The organism is Azorhizobium sp. AG788 (assembly GCF_943371865.1).
Taxonomy (GTDB): Bacteria; Pseudomonadota; Alphaproteobacteria; order Rhizobiales; family Xanthobacteraceae; genus Azorhizobium.
Map to the genome: position 1 here is coordinate 315,874 of NZ_CALRWL010000001.1, position 15,344 is coordinate 331,217.

The 15,344-nt window shown below is 66.7% G+C and carries 12 protein-coding genes; 6 read left to right on the top strand and 6 right to left on the bottom strand.

Annotated elements, in window-relative coordinates:
* Positions 1-12: 12 nt before the first annotated feature.
* On the bottom strand, positions 13-1,149 hold the full coding sequence (locus tag AAG816_RS01355) for a thiolase family protein (RefSeq protein WP_341987510.1): 1,137 nt from the start codon (positions 1,147-1,149) through the stop codon (positions 13-15).
* A 203-nt stretch (positions 1,150-1,352) separates the two neighbouring features.
* On the bottom strand, positions 1,353-1,814 hold the full coding sequence (locus tag AAG816_RS01360) for a MerR family DNA-binding transcriptional regulator (RefSeq protein ID WP_341987511.1): 462 nt from the start codon (positions 1,812-1,814) through the stop codon (positions 1,353-1,355).
* Positions 1,815-2,255: 441 nt separating this feature from the next.
* Between AAG816_RS01360 and AAG816_RS01365 the strand changes: the two genes are divergently transcribed.
* From AAG816_RS01365 to AAG816_RS01385, 5 genes are all read left to right on the top strand, one after another.
* Positions 2,256-3,584, top strand: a complete 1,329-nt coding sequence (locus tag AAG816_RS01365; protein ID WP_341987512.1) for an outer membrane protein transport protein — start codon at positions 2,256-2,258, stop codon at positions 3,582-3,584.
* 206 nt (positions 3,585-3,790) lie between these two features.
* On the top strand, positions 3,791-5,443 hold the full coding sequence (locus AAG816_RS01370; RefSeq protein WP_341987513.1) for a long-chain fatty acid--CoA ligase: 1,653 nt from the start codon (positions 3,791-3,793) through the stop codon (positions 5,441-5,443).
* Between the two features lie 208 nt (positions 5,444-5,651).
* On the top strand, positions 5,652-6,647 hold the full coding sequence (locus tag AAG816_RS01375) for an AI-2E family transporter (RefSeq protein ID WP_341987514.1): 996 nt from the start codon (positions 5,652-5,654) through the stop codon (positions 6,645-6,647).
* A 269-nt stretch (positions 6,648-6,916) separates the two neighbouring features.
* Positions 6,917-8,287, top strand: a complete 1,371-nt coding sequence (locus AAG816_RS01380) for a glutamate--cysteine ligase (RefSeq protein ID WP_341987515.1) — start codon at positions 6,917-6,919, stop codon at positions 8,285-8,287.
* 190 nt (positions 8,288-8,477) lie between these two features.
* A complete protein-coding gene (locus AAG816_RS01385; protein ID WP_341987516.1) occupies positions 8,478-9,416 on the top strand; it encodes a DMT family transporter in 939 nt (312 codons plus the stop codon).
* An 8-nt stretch (positions 9,417-9,424) separates the two neighbouring features.
* On the opposite strand, the gene AAG816_RS01390 is transcribed toward AAG816_RS01385, so the two are convergent.
* Positions 9,425-10,306, bottom strand: a complete 882-nt coding sequence (locus AAG816_RS01390) for a LysR substrate-binding domain-containing protein (protein WP_341987518.1) — start codon at positions 10,304-10,306, stop codon at positions 9,425-9,427.
* Positions 10,307-10,479: 173 nt separating this feature from the next.
* On the opposite strand from AAG816_RS01390, the gene AAG816_RS01395 reads away from it, so the two are divergent.
* Positions 10,480-10,794 (top strand): DUF1127 domain-containing protein, encoded by a 315-nt coding sequence (locus AAG816_RS01395; RefSeq protein ID WP_341987520.1) that lies wholly within the window; start codon positions 10,480-10,482, stop codon positions 10,792-10,794.
* 160 nt (positions 10,795-10,954) lie between these two features.
* Here AAG816_RS01395 and AAG816_RS01400 read toward each other — a convergent pair whose 3' ends face one another.
* From AAG816_RS01400 to AAG816_RS01410, 3 genes are all read right to left on the bottom strand, one after another.
* Positions 10,955-11,914 carry a DUF937 domain-containing protein gene (locus tag AAG816_RS01400; protein ID WP_341987521.1) on the bottom strand — a complete coding sequence of 320 codons (960 nt, stop codon included), beginning with the start codon at positions 11,912-11,914 and terminating at the stop codon, positions 10,955-10,957.
* Positions 11,915-11,957: 43 nt separating this feature from the next.
* On the bottom strand, positions 11,958-13,382 hold the full coding sequence (locus AAG816_RS01405; protein WP_341987522.1) for an MATE family efflux transporter: 1,425 nt from the start codon (positions 13,380-13,382) through the stop codon (positions 11,958-11,960).
* 85 nt (positions 13,383-13,467) lie between these two features.
* Positions 13,468-15,282: a monovalent cation:proton antiporter-2 (CPA2) family protein gene (locus AAG816_RS01410; RefSeq protein ID WP_341987523.1), complete on the bottom strand. Its 1,815-nt coding sequence runs from the start codon at positions 15,280-15,282 to the stop codon at positions 13,468-13,470.
* Positions 15,283-15,344 lie beyond the last annotated feature (62 nt).

Below are 15,344 nucleotides of genomic sequence, written 5' to 3' on the forward strand. Positions count from 1 at the left end.
GACGGCCTCCGCTCAGACGCGCTCGAGGATGGTGGCGATGCCCTGGCCGCCGCCGATGCACTGGGTGGCCAGCGCATAGCGCCCGCCCTCGCGCTTCAGCAGGCTCGCGGCCTTGCCGACGATGCGCGCGCCGGTGGCGCCGAGCGGATGGCCCAGCGCCAAAGCGCCGCCGTCGATGTTCAGGGTCTCGGTGCGGATGTTGAGGTCGCGGGCGCAGGCCAGCGCCTGGGAGGAGAAGGCCTCGTTCAGTTCCACCACGTCGATGTCGTCGATGGTGATGCCGGCGCGGGCCAGCGCCTTGCGGGTGGCTTCCACCGGGCCGATGCCCATGATCTCCGGCGCGCAGCCGGCCACCGCCACGCCGCGCAGGCGGGCGAGCACCTCAAGCCCATGCTTTTCCGCATAGGCTTCCGAGCACACCAGCACGGCGGAGGCGCCGTCGGTGAGCGGGGAGGAGGTGCCGGCGGTCACGGTGCCGTTCTGGTCGAAGGCGGGCTTCAGGCCGGCGAGGTCGGCGGCGGTGGTCTCAGGCCGGATGCAGCCGTCGGCGCTGACGCTCTTGCCATTGATGCGGATCGGCACGATCTCATCCGTGAACTTGCCGTCCGCCTGCGCCTTGGCGGCCTTGCGATGGCTCTCCAGCGCAAAGGCTTCCTGATCGGCGCGGGTGATCTGCCATTTGCTGGCGACATTCTCAGCGGTGTCGCCCATGCCCATATAGGCGGCCTTGTTGGCGGCGTAGAGGGCCGGGTTCGGCATCGGATTGAAGCCGGTCATGGGCACGCGGCTCATGCTCTCGATGCCGGCGCACACGAACACATCGCCGGCGCCAAGCAGGATCTGCCCGGCGGCCATGTGGACGGCCTGCATGGAGGAGCCGCAGAAGCGGTTCACCGTGACGCCGGCCACCGAGTTCGGCAGCTCGGCGATCATGCCGATGAGGCGGGCGACGTTGAACCCCTGCTCAGCTTCGGGAAAGGCGCAGCCGACGATGAGGTCTTCGATGTCCTCAGGGGCCACCTTGGTGCGGGCGATCAGATCGCGCACCACCTGGGCGGCCAGATCATCGGGCCGCACCCGGGCGAGATCGCCCTTCTTGGCGGGGGTGAAGGGCGAACGGGCGTAGCCCGCGATGACGACGTTGGACATGGGCTCTCCTGCGATTTCCGTCGGTGTTGTTCTTGTTGGGTCGGTGTTCTTGTGAGGTCGGTCTCCGCGCCGGTGACGCGGAGCCGGTTGGGAGGCCTTGCCTGCCGGGGCGGCCCCTGGAGCCTGCCGCTGCCCCTGCGCCGGCCCCGCATGGGGACCGCGCCAAGGCGGGCGGGGGCCGGGGCCGGTTCAGCGAGCGCGTGCTAGCGGGCGCCTTTCTTGCCGGCGGCCTTCTTCTCGGGGGCCAGGCTGGCCTCCGCCAGGGCCAGAGCGGCGAGGGTCTGCTCCTCGATCTCCTTCAGTTCCAGGAGGCTCTCCTCCAAGGCGAGGCGCTGGTCCTCCAGCATGTCGAGGCGGGTGCGCACCTTCTTCAGCAGCAGGCGGATCTGCTCGGCCTGGGTGGGGTCCACATCGTAGAGATCGAGATATTCCTTGATCTCGCGCAGGCTGAAGCCCAGGCGCTTGCCGCGCAGGATCAGCACCATGCGGGCGCGGTCGCGCTTGGTGTAGACGCGGATGTTGCCCGCCCGGCGCGGCGCGATCAGCCCCTTGTCCTCATAGAAGCGAATGGTGCGCGGGGTGATCGCGAGATCGCGAGCCAGTTCGGTCACCGAGAAGAAGGTGTCGGTGAGTCCGTGGTGGGCCGGGTCGCTGTCGAGTGCCATCTGTTGACCTATACGTCATGTCTCGGCTCTTAGGATACATGCTTTGCCCTCGCCTTCAAGGGGGCGGCGGGGTGCGTCATGGCACTAATCGCATTGCCGACTATTTAGTGCTGCAGGGCACCTAGGGTTTGTGCGATGCAATAATAGACTCAATGGCCAGCTATCGGAGAACAGTTGGGACGAAGTGTCGTATCATGTCTGATACAAAACCTATGGGAGCGCCGGCCGGTGTGGTTGCTGGGTCCGGGATTTGTACTAAAATGCGTTGCATTCGCGCAACAGAGGGAAATTTGCAGTATAAACTGTGGCGCAGATGCGGCTGGGTGGTTGACCGACGTCACAGGATCAGCATGCTAGATGACGTATAGGGCATCTGCCACACCATTAGGTGCAATGCACAATAATGGATGCCCGGGAAACGCTTGTTGGGGGGGGCTTTTGATGATCCTGCGCCATGGTCTGCGGCGAACTGCGCCGGCACTCGTTCTGCCCGCTCTGGCCCTTGCCTGTGCCGGAAGCGCCCAGGCGGGCGGTTTCGGCCTGCGCGAGCAAAGTGCCTACTACCAAGGCTCCTCGTTCGCCGGCTCCGCCGCCGGCGGCGCGGGCCTCGCTTCCATGTACTGGAACCCGGCCGCCCTCAGCTTCGTGCCGGGCATGCAGGTGGAAGGCAATGTCACTTACATCGCCCCCCATGCTTCCATCGACGTGCAGCGGGCGACCGGCCCGATCACCGGCGCCAACCTCGGCACCTACGGCGTTTCCGATATCGTGGATAATGCTGCGGTGCCAGCGGCTTACGTGAGCTATGCGTGGGATCGGATCGCCGTGGGCGTGTCGGTCAACGCCCCCTTCGGCCTGGTGACGGATGCGCCCTGCAACTGGTCCGGCCGCTATTATGGCTGCTATAGCCGGATCTATGACGTCAACGTCCAGGGCAACGTGGCCTATAAGGTCAATGACTGGCTGACCATTGGCGGCGGCGTCTCCGTCAACTATATGGATGCCCGCCTGACCCAGGGCCAGATCAATGGCGTCAGCACCCAGGGCATCGCCTATGGCAGCGGCCAGGTGGATGGCGACGACATCGGCCTGGGATTCAGCGTTGGCGCCCTGTTCACGCTGATGCCGGGCACCACGGTCGGCGTCGGCTATCGCACCTCCATCGACCAGAATCTGAAGGGTCAGGTCACCATCCTGAATTCCTCGGCCACCGCCATCCAGTTGCTGCCGGCCAATGCGGGCATCACGCTGCCCGATCAGGTCACCGCCTCCTTCCGCTCCAAGCTCACCCCGCAGTGGACCTTGCTGGGCACGGTGGAATGGACCAACTGGTCGCAATTGCAGCAATTGGTGGTGGTGCCCACCGGGGCGAACGCCTCGGTGCTGGATCTGGGCTGGCGCGACGGCTGGTTCTTCTCCGGCGGCGTCGAGTATCAATGGGATGCCAAGCTGGCCCTGCGCGCCGGTCTTGGCTACGAAATCTCGCCGGTCACCGACGAAGTGCGTAATCCCCGCCTGCCGGACACCAACCGGACTTGGCTCTCGGTGGGCGCGACTTACGCCTGGACCGAACAGCTGAGCCTGGACTTCGCTTATACGCACATCTTCGGCCAGAGTGGCAGCATCAACTTGAGCCCGGCCGATCCGGCCAATGCGCTGCGCGGCACCCTGGTGGCGGAAGTGAACAATGGCTATGTGGACATCGTCTCCATGGCGGTGCGCTACAAGTTCGACGCGCCCCTGCCCAAGACCGCGCTCATCGTGAAGTAAAGCTCAACCCGGCGGCGCCGACCGCCGCCGGGGTTTCGGCACAATCCGCGCCCATGATCGCGCCGTGGCGCCCCTCAGGTGCGCCACGGGACACGACGGAATGCCCGCCTGCGCGCATGCGGGCGTACGCCGTCAAAGGGCGAGCTGCCAAAGAGTGGCCGACCCGGAACGCCGGCGCCTCGACGCGCTGGCAAGGGAGGATTTCGATGCTGCATCGCGTCGACACGACGGCCGTCTCCACCGGCCCCTTGACCGATCTCTTGGACACCAGCGTCATCGCGCACGGTGCCTTGCCGGCGATGAATTTCCTCGGCCGGCGCTGGACTTACGCCCAATTGGGCGACCTGGTGGCGCGTAGCGCCGCCGGGCTGCAGCGCCTGGGCGTCACCAAGGGCACCCGCGTGGGCCTCTGCCTGCCCAATACGCCGTATTCCGTCATCTTCTACTTCGCCATCCTGAAGGCGGGCGGCACGGTGGTGAACTTCTCGCCGCTCTATGTGGAGCGGGAGCTGAGCCATCAGATCCGCGATTCCGGCACCACCATCATGGTGGTGCCCGATCTCAAGATCATCCATTCACGCGTGGCGGCGGTGGCCGCGGACGCCGGCCTGTCCCGCATCATCGTGTGCCCGTTCGCCGGCATTCTCTCGCCGCTGAAGGGGCTGCTGTTCACGCTGTTCAAGCGCAAGGACCAAGCGGTCTATGACGCCGCGGACGGCCGCCACATCACCTTCAAGGCCCTGCTGGCCGATGCGCCCGCCCTGCGCCCGGTGGCGGTGGACCCGGAGCGGGACATTGCGGTGCTGCAATATACCGGCGGCACCACCGGCGTTCCCAAGGGGGCGATGCTGAGCCATGCGAATCTGGCGGCCAATGCCCATCAGGTGATCGACCATGTCCACTGCCTCGCCATCGGGCAGGAGCGGGTGATCGGCGTGCTGCCGCTGTTCCATGTGTTTGCCATGACCACAGTGATGAACATTCCCATCGCCATCGGCGGCGAGATCATCCTGGTGCCGCGGTTCCAGCTCAACGACGTGCTGAAGACCGTGGCCAGCACCCGCGCCACCATGTTCCCCGGCGTGCCGACCATCTATGGCGCCATCAACAATTCCCCCGAGACCGCCAAGCATGATTTGTCGTCGCTCAAGCTGTGCATCTCCGGCGGCGCCCCGCTGCCCATGGAGGTGCGCCATCAGTTCGAGATCCTGACCGGCTGCAAGCTGGTGGAAGGCTACGGCCTCAGCGAAACCTCGCCGGTGCTGACCGCAAATCCGCCGATGGGGGTGATCAAGGATGGGTCGGTGGGCACCGCGGTTCCCGGCACCATCTTGGAGATCCGCAGCCTTGACGATCCTCGCCAGATCATGCCCCAAGGGCAGAAGGGCGAGGTCTGTGCCCGCGGCCCCCAGGTCATGGCGGGCTATTGGCAGCGGCCGGAGGACACCGCCGCCACCTTCGTGGACGGCGCATTCCGCACCGGCGACGTCGGCTATCTGGATGCGGACGGCTATCTGTTCCTGGTGGATCGCATCAAGGACGTGATCCTGTGCGGCGGCTACAATGTCTATCCGCGGGTGATCGAGGAGGCCTTGTACCAGCATCCCGCCGTGGCGGAGGCGGTGGTGATCGCCGTGCCCGATCCTTATCGCGGCCAAGCGCCGAAAGCGTTCGTGACGCTGAAGGTGGGCATCAAGGCGACGCCGGAGGAACTGCGCAGCTTCCTCACCACCCAGGTCTCCAAGGTGGAGATGCCCAAAGAGGTGGAGATCCGCGACCAGTTGCCTCGCACCCTGGTGGGCAAGCTGTCGAAGAAGGAACTGGTGGAAGAAGAGAAGAAGAAGGCGGCAGAGCGCTAGAAGCAGGCGGTCCGGCGGCATCTTGCCGCTCGGCCCAGCTTCCGCTCCCGCAGGGCAGTGGGGGCGTCACAGCAGGCGTATGTTCGCCGCGGGCGTCCGGTTCTTGCGCCCTGCGTGGCAAGAGGGGCGGGTGTCCGCCGGGAATGGGCATGCTATGCGGGACAGCGCGTCAGGTGCCGGGACCTGGCCGCAGACCGGGATGCCATTCATGCTCACTGACAGGACCGTGGCCCGCATCGTTGCCATCGCCTGCGCTGTCGTGGCGCTGTTCGCGGCAGCGTGGGTGATTTCCGACGTATTGTTGCTGGTGTTTGCCGCGATCCTGGTGGCCGTGGGCCTGCATGGGGCCGCGAGCGCGGTGGTGCGCTATACCGGATGCCCGCCCAAGGCGGCCCTGGTCATCGTCTGCCTGTCCGTCGCCGGATTGCTCGGGGCGGTGTTCTATCTGTTCGGCAACATCATCTCCGCCCAGGTGACCGAGCTGTTCCATCGCTTGCCCTCCGCTTGGCAGACCTTCCAGGATGAATTCCACCTGCGCGGGATGATGGACGACCTGATGCGTCGGGCTGAAGCCTCGGCACCGTCCGGCGCCACGGTGTTGTCGGCGGTGCGGGGCGTCACGGCCAATGTCGCCAACGCGCTGCTTGGGGTGTTCCTGGTGGTGGTGGGGGGGCTCTATTTCGCCGTCCAGCCGCACATGTATCGCGACGGGCTGCTCTCGCTCTTTCCCGAAGAGCGTCGGGCTGACGCCTCCGCCCGGCTGGACGATGTGGCCGAGGCCCTGCGCTGCTTCCTCAAGGCGCAGCTCATCGCCATGGTGGTGGTGGGTCTGTTGAGCGGCATCGGCCTTGCCTTCTTGGGCATTCCGGCGGCGTTGGCGCTGGGCCTGTTTGCGGGGCTGGCGGAATTCGTGCCCATGGTCGGTCCGGTGATGGCCGCGATCCCGGCGCTGTTGCTGGCGCTGACGGTCGGCCTCGATCAGACCCTGTACACCTTGATCCTGTTCGTGGTGGTGCAGCAGGTGGAGAGCAATTTCATCTCCCCCATGTTGCAGCAGGAGATGGTGTCGCTCCCCGCGGCGGTCACGCTGTTTGCCGTGGTGGCGTTTGGAACCTTGCTGGGCCCCATCGGGCTCCTGCTGGCAACCCCGTTGACGGTGCTGGTGTTCGCGCTCGCCCGGCCGAAGTCCCATTGCGCGCGTTGATGGTATCATTGCAGGGGCTGGCGGGTTCAGTTTGCGGTCGCCCGCGCGGCGTGTATGTTCTCGCGCCTTGCGCCGAACCGCGCCGGGAGGGATCGCCCGATCCTCTCCCAGGTGCGGCCCTCCCTTCAGCGCGGGGCCGCTGTCTTGGCTGGCGGGAGGCTGGCCGGTGAGTGGGCGCTAGCCAAGCCTGCTTATACATCAGGAGTTCGGCAGGGAGGGGCGGGCCGTGGCCTTGCCCGCCTGCCGATGGGCACGGGGATTACGCTTGCATGGCCCGCGATACCACGGACGCCACTCCCATTCGCTCGCGCGATGAATTGGTTGCCTATCTGGAGGCCGGCAACAAGCCGGACTCAGCCTTTCTCATCGGCACGGAACACGAGAAGATTCCCTTCACCTTGGGGCGGCACGAGCCGGTTCCCTATGATGGCGACAAGGGCATCCGCGCCATCCTGGAAGGCATGCGCGACGTGCTGGCCTGGGAGCCGATTCTCGAAGGCACGACCATCATCGGCCTGTCCGATCCGCGCGGCGGCGGCGCCATCTCGCTGGAGCCCGGTGGGCAATTCGAATTGTCCGGTGCACCTCTGGCCTCGATCCACGAGACCTGTTCCGAGCTGAACACCCATCTGACGCAGGTGCGCAATGTGGCCGAGCCCTTGGGCATCGGCTTCCTGGGCATCGGCATGAGTCCGAAGTGGACCCGGGCGGAAACCCCGGTGATGCCGAAGGGCCGCTACAAGATCATGTCCGGCTACATGCCCAAGGTCGGCAAGCTGGGCCTCGACATGATGTTCCGCACCTGCACCGTGCAGGTGAACCTGGATTTCTCATCCGAGGCGGACATGGTGGAGAAGCTGCGGGTCAGCCTCGCGCTCCAGCCCATTGCCACCGCGCTGTTTGCCAACTCCCCCTTCACCGAGGGCAAGCCCAACGGCTTTCTCTCGTTCCGCTCGGAGATCTGGCGCGACACCGACAACGCCCGGTCCGGCATGCTGCCCTTTGCCTTCGAAGACGGCATGGGCTTCGAGCGCTATGTGGACTATGCGCTGGATGTGCCGATGTATTTCCTCAAGCGCGGCGAGGGCTATATCGATGTCTCCGGCTCCTCGTTCCGCGACTTGATGGCCGGCCGCCATCCGGCAGCGCCGGGCGAGACCGCCACTTTGGCAGACTGGATCAACCACCTCTCCACCATCTTCCCGGAAGTGCGGCTGAAGCGCTATCTGGAGATGCGCGGCGCCGACGCCGGCCCGTGGGCCAAGCTCTGTGCGCTGCCGGCATTCTGGGTCGGCTTGCTCTACGACCGCCAGAGCATGGATGACGCGTGGCAATTGGCCAAGGATTGGACCGCCGAACAGCGCCAGGCCTTGCGGGACGATGTGCCCCGTCTCGGCCTCAAGGCGCAGATCGCCGGGCGCAGCGTGCATGAGATCGCGCGGGATGTGCTGGCCTTGTCCCGTGCGGGTCTGGCCCGCCGCCGCCGCCTCGACAGCCAGGGACGCGACGAGACCCGTTTCCTCGCCCCCATCGACGAGGTGGTGGCCAGCGGCCGGACACCGGCCGAATGCCTGCTGGAGCGCTTCCACGGCGCCTGGGAAGGCTCGGTGGAGCCGGCGTTCGAAGAGCTCGCTTACTGAGTCTCACCGGCGCAATGGGGCAGGGGCCTGCGCGCCTGCCCTGCTGCGCGAGGCTGAAAAGCGGGAGCTCCGGCGCGGCTTTCGCGCCATGTGCCATGTGCATGGCTCGCGCCGCGCGTCTGCGGTGCCCGCCATGGACGCGGCGCGCCGCAGGGGGCACTGACGGGGGCCTTCCCGTTCGGATTCCCCCATGGCCCAGCCTGCTTCCACTTCCGCTACGGCGCTCGGGCCGATGGACGGCGCGCTCTATGCGGCCACGGTTCTGATCTGGGGCAGCGGCTGGCTTCCCATGCGCCTGCAATTGGGCGTCGTCGCGCCGGAGGTGTCGGCGGTGTGGCGGTTTGCCTTGGGCGCGACGCTGATGTTCGCCGCCGTAGCCATCAGCGGGGGACGCCTGCGCTTTCCGGTCCGCGCGCACCTGCTCTTCGTGATCCTTGGCGCGACGTTGTTTTCGCTGAACTTTCTCGCCTTCTACCATGTGGGCTACTACCTCCAGTCCGGCGTGATGTCGGTGCTGTTCTCCCTGGCGTCGGTATTCATCCCTCTGTGCTCCGCCGTGCTGCTGGGCACGCGGATCAGCACCCGGGTGCTGTGCGGTGCCGTCCTGGGCATTGCCGGGGTGGCGCTGATCTTTGGCCCACAGGTGGTGCGGGCCGGCCTCGGCTCGGAGATTGGCGTCGGCCTGGCGTTGGCCTTTGCGGGGACGCTGCTGTTTTCCCTGGGGAGCCTCACCACCGCAGTGGTGGCGGCGCGGGGCTTGCCGCTCACCTCCGCCACGGCCTGGGGCATGGCTTACGGCCTGGTGATCCTGGTGACCGCGGCGCTGGTCAGCGGTGCACAGTTCCAGGTGGAGTGGGAGGTGCGCTATCTCGCTGCCCTGGGCTATCTGGTGGCCGTTCCGACGCTGCTGGGTTTTGCCGTCTATCTGCAGCTCATTCGCCGCATCGGCGCCAGCCGCGCGGGCTATGGCACGGTGATGTTCCCCATCGTTGCGCTCGCCATCTCGACCCTGTTCGAGGGCTATCAATGGACCTGGCTTGCCGCCGGAGGCGTGGTGCTGGTCCTGGCCGGCAATCTGGTGGTGCTCTCATCGCCGCGCCGCCCGGCCGCATCCGGCCGGCCTGCTTAAGGCGAGACCTATTCCGCCGCGTCGGCGTCGGTGAGGTTGTCGAGCCCCTGGATGATGTGCTGGGCCAAGGCGTCCGCCAGGACGGACGGCTCGTGGCGGTTGCGCAGCAGGCCGATATCGCACGGCGGCAAGGGTGGGAAACCGTCCGCCGGCCCCAGCACACGCATGCCGGGCCGCAGGGCGGATTCAGGAAAGACCGACACCGCAAGACCCGCCAACACCGCCGCCGAGACCGCACCGTGGTTGGGGCTGGAGTAGAGGATGCGGTGGGGCCGTCCGGCGCTGTTCAGGCGGGTGACCGCCACATCGCGCCATTGGCACGAGGGCTGGCCCAGGGCCAAGGGCGTCGGGGTCTCCAGATGGGCGGAATGGCGCAGCGATCCCACCCAGAGCAGGCGCTCGCGGCGGATGACCTGGGCATTGCGGCCGGTGATGTCGGTGGCGGTGATGATGGCCAGGTCGATGGCGCCGGTGGAGATCTGCTCGTTCAAGGTGGCGCTGGGCGCGCACACCACGGTGAGTTCCACCGAGGGATGGGTGCGGGAGAAGCGCGCCATGATGTCCGGCAGATAGCGGTCGGCATAATCATCGGGAACGCCGAGGCACACCCGGCCCGACAGCATGTCGTCGGCGAACACCGAAACCGCTTCCAGATTCAGCTTCACGATGCGGCGGGCATAATCCAGCAGGCGCTCGCCGTCCTGGGTGAGGCGGGACGCCCGTCCGTCGCGGGCGAACAGGGGACGCGCGACCCGGTCCTCCAGCCGCTTCATCTGCATGGAGACGGCGGATTGCGTCTTGTGCACCACGTCGGCGGCTTTGGTGAAGCTGCCGGTTTCCGCAATGGCCACGAAGGTCCGTAGATGGTCCGTATCCAGCAGAATGGTCATGCCGGGCACTCCCTTAAATCATCACGAGAGATGATAGTTGGGATGAATAACATTCGCTAGTCTGATTTGTTCGCATCCCGCACAAGGAACTGCAGCTGAGGCGCAGCGATATCGGGTGGCCCCCACCCGCGGCCTGGAGGATTGATGGCCGGCGCCCGGCGATGGAGAGCGATATGAGCAGTTACGGCGAGATCCGCAGTGTCTTTGCAGTGCCCTTCGGCGACCGTGTGGCCGATGCCGCGCGCGCTGGTGTGCGTACCGTAATGAACATCGGCCGTGCTTTCGCCCATCGCCGTGAGCTGGCCCTGCTGGGGAGTCTCAATGATCACATGCTGAAAGATATCGGCATTGATCGGAGCGATTTGCGGGACGCCGCATCGCAACCCTTATGGGCCGATCCGACCCAGATCCTGGTGTCGCGCTCGGTTGAACGCCGCGCCGCCCATTTGCTGCGGAGCCGCGCGGCCGCGCGGCGCATGCCGGACTGAGCGGCCCAGGTTTCTGGCCCCGGCGAGCCCCACGCGCTTGCCGTCGCGCCACTGATCGGCGGTCACGCCCCTCGGGACCGCCTTCTTGCCCGCACCGCTTTGTCGGTGCGGGCTTTTTTATTGCCCGCCGCCCACTGTCGCCGACGGCTGAAGACGACGGCTAGCGCTTGGGTCCGCCGCGACCACCGCCGGAACTGCGGTCCAGCATCTGGCTCCAGAAGTCGAACGGGTAGAAACCGGTGGGCGTCGCCTGGCTCTTGGCCGCTTCAAACGGCGAGTAGCCAGGGGGGAAGCCCTGGGCGAACAACTGCGCGAAATAGTCCTGGAAGGGCAGGGGGCCGGCAAACCCGAGCTGCGCCTGCGGCTGAGGCGGCGGCATTGGAACCGGCTTGGGGGCCGGCTGCGGCGGGGCCCAAGTCTGCTGCGGCAGCTGGAAGTTGGACATGGACGCGCTGATGGATTCCGCCAAAGCCTGCCACGGATTTGCGCCGGGCTTGCTGGCGGCGCCGCGCAGGCCGAAGGGCGACTGCACCATCATCTGGGCGAAAGAATCGATCCAGGGATTGCCCGTGCTCTGCGGCGCGCTGGACTTGGAAGGGGTGAGGAAGTTGCCCAACGCATCGATCCAGGGATTGCCGGTGGGCAAAGGCTGGCCACTGGCCCGGGCCAGCGAGGCGGCCAGCAACTGGCTCATGGCGCCGGAGGCGGCCAGTGACTTGGCCATGCCGCCCAGCAGCAAGGTGGCGAATGACGGCATCACCTGATTGACCACGGCGGTTGCGAGGCCGGAGGAGGTGGCGGCGTGCTCGGCGACGGCGCGCGCCACTTCCGGGCTGCCGAAGACCGCATCCATGGCGGTGGCGCCGGGCTTGGACAGCTCGCCGGGCGCACTGGGCGCGTGCTCATAGAGGCCGCCATAGGGGCCGCTCATCATCAGCACGGTCAGATTGGCCATCCCGTCGGGGGACTGCATGGCGCGTTGCATCGCCGCCGCGAAGGCGGGCATCAGGGCCTCCATGGCCCGCTGTGTCTGCTGAGCGGAGATGCCGTAAAGGCTGGCGAGATTTTCGACCCCGTGCCCGCCTTGTGCGCCTCGAAGCAATTGTGTGAACTGATCCATGCATGGCCTCCCTGGCGGACTGTACGCCATCGTCTGGCCGAAATCACGGATCGATGGCGCTGGCATCCTGCGGCGAGGACAAAGGCGGCATTTCCGCCGGCCCGGGATGGGGGACCGGGACTTGATTCCCCGCGGCCCCCCGCGCGCTGATTTTTTCAATCAAGCCGAAGGCGGACACCATGGCGGCGACCCCGAACGCCACCGCCCCCAGGGATTGGCCGAGAATCACCCCGTCCGGACCCATCAGGCGCCCCCCGGCCCAGACGAATGGAAAAGTGCCCAACGTGGCCCGCCCCCAGTTGAAGCCGGTGGAGAGCAAAGGCGCCCCGAGATTGTTGAAGGCGGCGTTGGAGACGAACAGCGCGCCGAGAAACATGAAGCTTCCGGCCGAGAATAGGCAGAAGAAGGCGACGATCCCCTGGCCTTCGGCGGTCAGCCCGAACACCGCGGAAATCCCGTTGCGCCCCAGCGCGAGGATCAGCCATACGGTGCCCACATAGGCGAGGGTCAGGAGCAGGCTGTCCTTCAGCGTGGTGCGCAGCCGATCAAAACGCCCGGCACCGATATTCTGCCCGAAGATCGGGCCGACCGCGCCGGTGAGCGCAAACAGCGGGCCGAAGGCCACCGGGATGATCCGCCCGATGACAGCCCAGGCCGCCACCGCCCCATCGCCATAGGGCGCCAGCGCCGAGGTCACATAGGCGTTGCCCACCGGGGTGGCCACATTGGTCAGGATCGCCGGGATGGCGATGGCGCTGATGGGACGCACCTGTTCGGCCAGCATCGCAAGGGTGGGCCGGACCAGCAGCCGATGACGGCGGGCACACCAATAGAGCCCCGCCACCGCCATGAACAGGCGCGACAGCACGCTGACGATGGCCGCACCATCCACGCCCAGCCCCAACGCCAGGATCAGCAGCGGGTCGAGCGCCGCGGTCAAAAGTCCGCCGCCCAGGGTCACCCACATGGCACGGTTGGCATCGCCCGTGGCCCGCAGAAGGCCCGAGGCCACCATGCCGAGCCCCAGCAGCGGCGTGGACAGGGTCACGATGAACAGGAAGCGGGCGGCAATGTCCGCGGTGCGCCCGGTGGCGCCGAGGAGCTGCAGCATCGGGCCGATCAGCGGCAGGGTGGCCAAGGTCAGGGCCAAGGTGCAGCCGGTCATGAACACCACCGCCGCGGTGGCCAACTGGCGCGCGGTTCGCAATTTCCCTGCCCCAAGGGCGCGGGAGACGGTGGCGGAACTGGCGATCATGACGCCGATGGTCACCGACGTGGTGAAGAACAGGATGGAGCCGGCATAGCCGATGGCGGCGGCCAATTCCGCCTCGCCCAGCAGGGAGATGTAGAAGAGGTTGAGCAGGTCCACCACAAATACGGCCACCAGCCCGATGGAGCCGGTCGCCGTCATCACGGCCACGTGCCGCATGATCGAACCGTGAACGAACGTCGCCTGGGGGGAGGTCATGGAGCGGACTTCACGGCGCCGGCAACACGTGGCGCCGGCTGGGTGGGAGGACTGTCGGATGGCGCGGAGGACCGAAAAACGGTTCTCAGCCGGAGAATTCGGTCTCGTGGCTGAGCACGTCCTGGGCCTCGGGGTTGAGCGGGCGGGCCGGCTTTTCGGGCGCGGTCAGCGGCTCGGGCTCCACCTTGCGCGGGGTGACCAGGTCCAGGCCCGCATAGAGGCCCTCTTCCATTTGCCGCATCAGGCGGGCGCGATCGCGTTCGCGCACGTCGGCGACCCGCTGGCGGGCGGTCTCATGATCGAGGCCGAGGGATTCCAGCGTGCGCGTGCCGAAGGAAAAGGCCGATTCCAGCGTCTCGCGCATCTCGAAGTCCACGCCCTTGCGCAAGAGGTCCATGGAATGCACCCGATCGAAGCTGCGCACGAACAGCCGCGCCTGCGGCATCGAGGCCTTCACGATTTCGACAATCCGGGTGGCGGCGTCCTTGTCGTCCACACAAACGGCGATGATCTCCGCCGTTTCCGCGCCAGCCGAGCGCAGGACGTCCAGCCGGGTGCCGTCGCCATAATAGATATGGACGCCGAACCGGCCGGCGCTCTGAATCATCTCCACGTCATTATCGATGATGGTGACGCCGACATTCTCCGCCAGGAGGCACTGCGACACCACTTGCCCGAACCGACCGAAGCCGATCACCAGAACGGTGCCGTTGGCATCGGTGAAATCGTCGGGCTCCGGCTCGGGGGCGGCCTTGCTGAAGCGGGGCAGCAGATATTCGATGGCGGCGAAGGCCAGCGGCCCGATCATCATGGTGATGGCGGCGGTGGCGGTCAGCAGCGCCGCCTGCTCCTGATTGAGGATGCCGTTGCTGAAGGCCAGCGGGAACAGCACGAAGGCGAACTCGCCCGCGGGCATCAGCACCGCACCGGCGCGCAGTCCGTCGGCCAGGTCTCGATGGTCGCCGCGGTACAGGAAGAAGACCACGGCAAACTTGATCAGGGTGATGACCAGCGCGCCGGACAGCACCGGTCCGAGGTGCGGAACCACCACGCCCAGATCCAGCGACATGCCCACGCCCATGAAGAACAGCGCCAGCAGCAGGCCGCGGAACGAGTCGATATTGGCTTCCAGCTCATGGCGGAAGGTGCTCTCCGACAGCAGCAGGCCGGCGAGGAAGGCGCCCAGCGCCATGGACAGGCCGGCGAAGGCCATGATTCCGGCGGCGCCGAGCACCACCAGCAGCGCCGCGGCGGTCATGGCCTCCCGTGCGCCGGAGCGGGCCAGCAGCCGGAACAGAGGTGTAAGCAGGAAGCGGCCCGCGACCACGATGCCGCCGACGGCCGCCAGCATGCCGGCGGCCTGGAGCAGGATGGCGGTCGAATCGCGCGGGATCGCCGATTGGCTCGGCGGCGCCAGCAGCGGCACCAGCGCCAGCAGCGGAACGATGGCAATGTCCTGGAACAGCAGGATGGAGAAGGCGCGCTGGCCATAGCCAGACGAGAGATCGCCGCGCTCGGATAGGAGTTGCAGGGCAATGGAGGTCGCCGACATGGCCAGGGCCATGCCCGAGACGATCGCACCGGCCCAGCCAAACCCGAGCAGAAAGGCGACGCCGGCAATCACCGCGCCGGTAATCAGCAGTTGCGCTGTGCCAAGCCCGAAGATGTAGCGCCCCATGGACAGAAGCCGCGAGGGCTGCAGTTCCAGGCCGATGAGGAACAGCAGAAGCACCACGCCCAGTTCGGCGACGGTGATCACAGTTGAGGGATCAGCCACATTCAGACCGGCAGGCCCGATGGCAATTCCTGATGCGAGGTACCCTACAACCGGCGAAAGGCCAAGGCGCTTGGCGACCGGAACGGAGATGACCGCGGCGGCAAGGAAGGCGAGGGCAGCCATGAAAAGAGTATGTTCATCGCCGTGCATGCACCCAGTCCCCCCGCGCGGCCCCGCTCATGCTG

What these genes read in the sequence shown, in the direction of transcription:
- AAG816_RS01355 (WP_341987510.1), bottom strand. Translation starts at nt 1,149, where the DNA reads ATGTCCAACGTCGTCATCGCGGGCTACGCCCGTTCGCCCTTCACCCCC.
- AAG816_RS01360 (WP_341987511.1), bottom strand. Translation starts at nt 1,814, where the DNA reads ATGGCACTCGACAGCGACCCGGCCCACCACGGACTCACCGACACCTTC.
- AAG816_RS01365 (WP_341987512.1), top strand. Translation starts at nt 2,256, where the DNA reads ATGATCCTGCGCCATGGTCTGCGGCGAACTGCGCCGGCACTCGTTCTG.
- AAG816_RS01370 (WP_341987513.1), top strand. Translation starts at nt 3,791, where the DNA reads ATGCTGCATCGCGTCGACACGACGGCCGTCTCCACCGGCCCCTTGACC.
- AAG816_RS01375 (WP_341987514.1), top strand. Translation starts at nt 5,652, where the DNA reads ATGCTCACTGACAGGACCGTGGCCCGCATCGTTGCCATCGCCTGCGCT.
- AAG816_RS01380 (WP_341987515.1), top strand. Translation starts at nt 6,917, where the DNA reads ATGGCCCGCGATACCACGGACGCCACTCCCATTCGCTCGCGCGATGAA.
- AAG816_RS01385 (WP_341987516.1), top strand. Translation starts at nt 8,478, where the DNA reads ATGGCCCAGCCTGCTTCCACTTCCGCTACGGCGCTCGGGCCGATGGAC.
- AAG816_RS01390 (WP_341987518.1), bottom strand. Translation starts at nt 10,306, where the DNA reads ATGACCATTCTGCTGGATACGGACCATCTACGGACCTTCGTGGCCATT.
- AAG816_RS01395 (WP_341987520.1), top strand. Translation starts at nt 10,480, where the DNA reads ATGAGCAGTTACGGCGAGATCCGCAGTGTCTTTGCAGTGCCCTTCGGC.
- AAG816_RS01400 (WP_341987521.1), bottom strand. Translation starts at nt 11,914, where the DNA reads ATGGATCAGTTCACACAATTGCTTCGAGGCGCACAAGGCGGGCACGGG.
- AAG816_RS01405 (WP_341987522.1), bottom strand. Translation starts at nt 13,382, where the DNA reads ATGACCTCCCCCCAGGCGACGTTCGTTCACGGTTCGATCATGCGGCAC.
- AAG816_RS01410 (WP_341987523.1), bottom strand. Translation starts at nt 15,282, where the DNA reads ATGGCTGCCCTCGCCTTCCTTGCCGCCGCGGTCATCTCCGTTCCGGTC.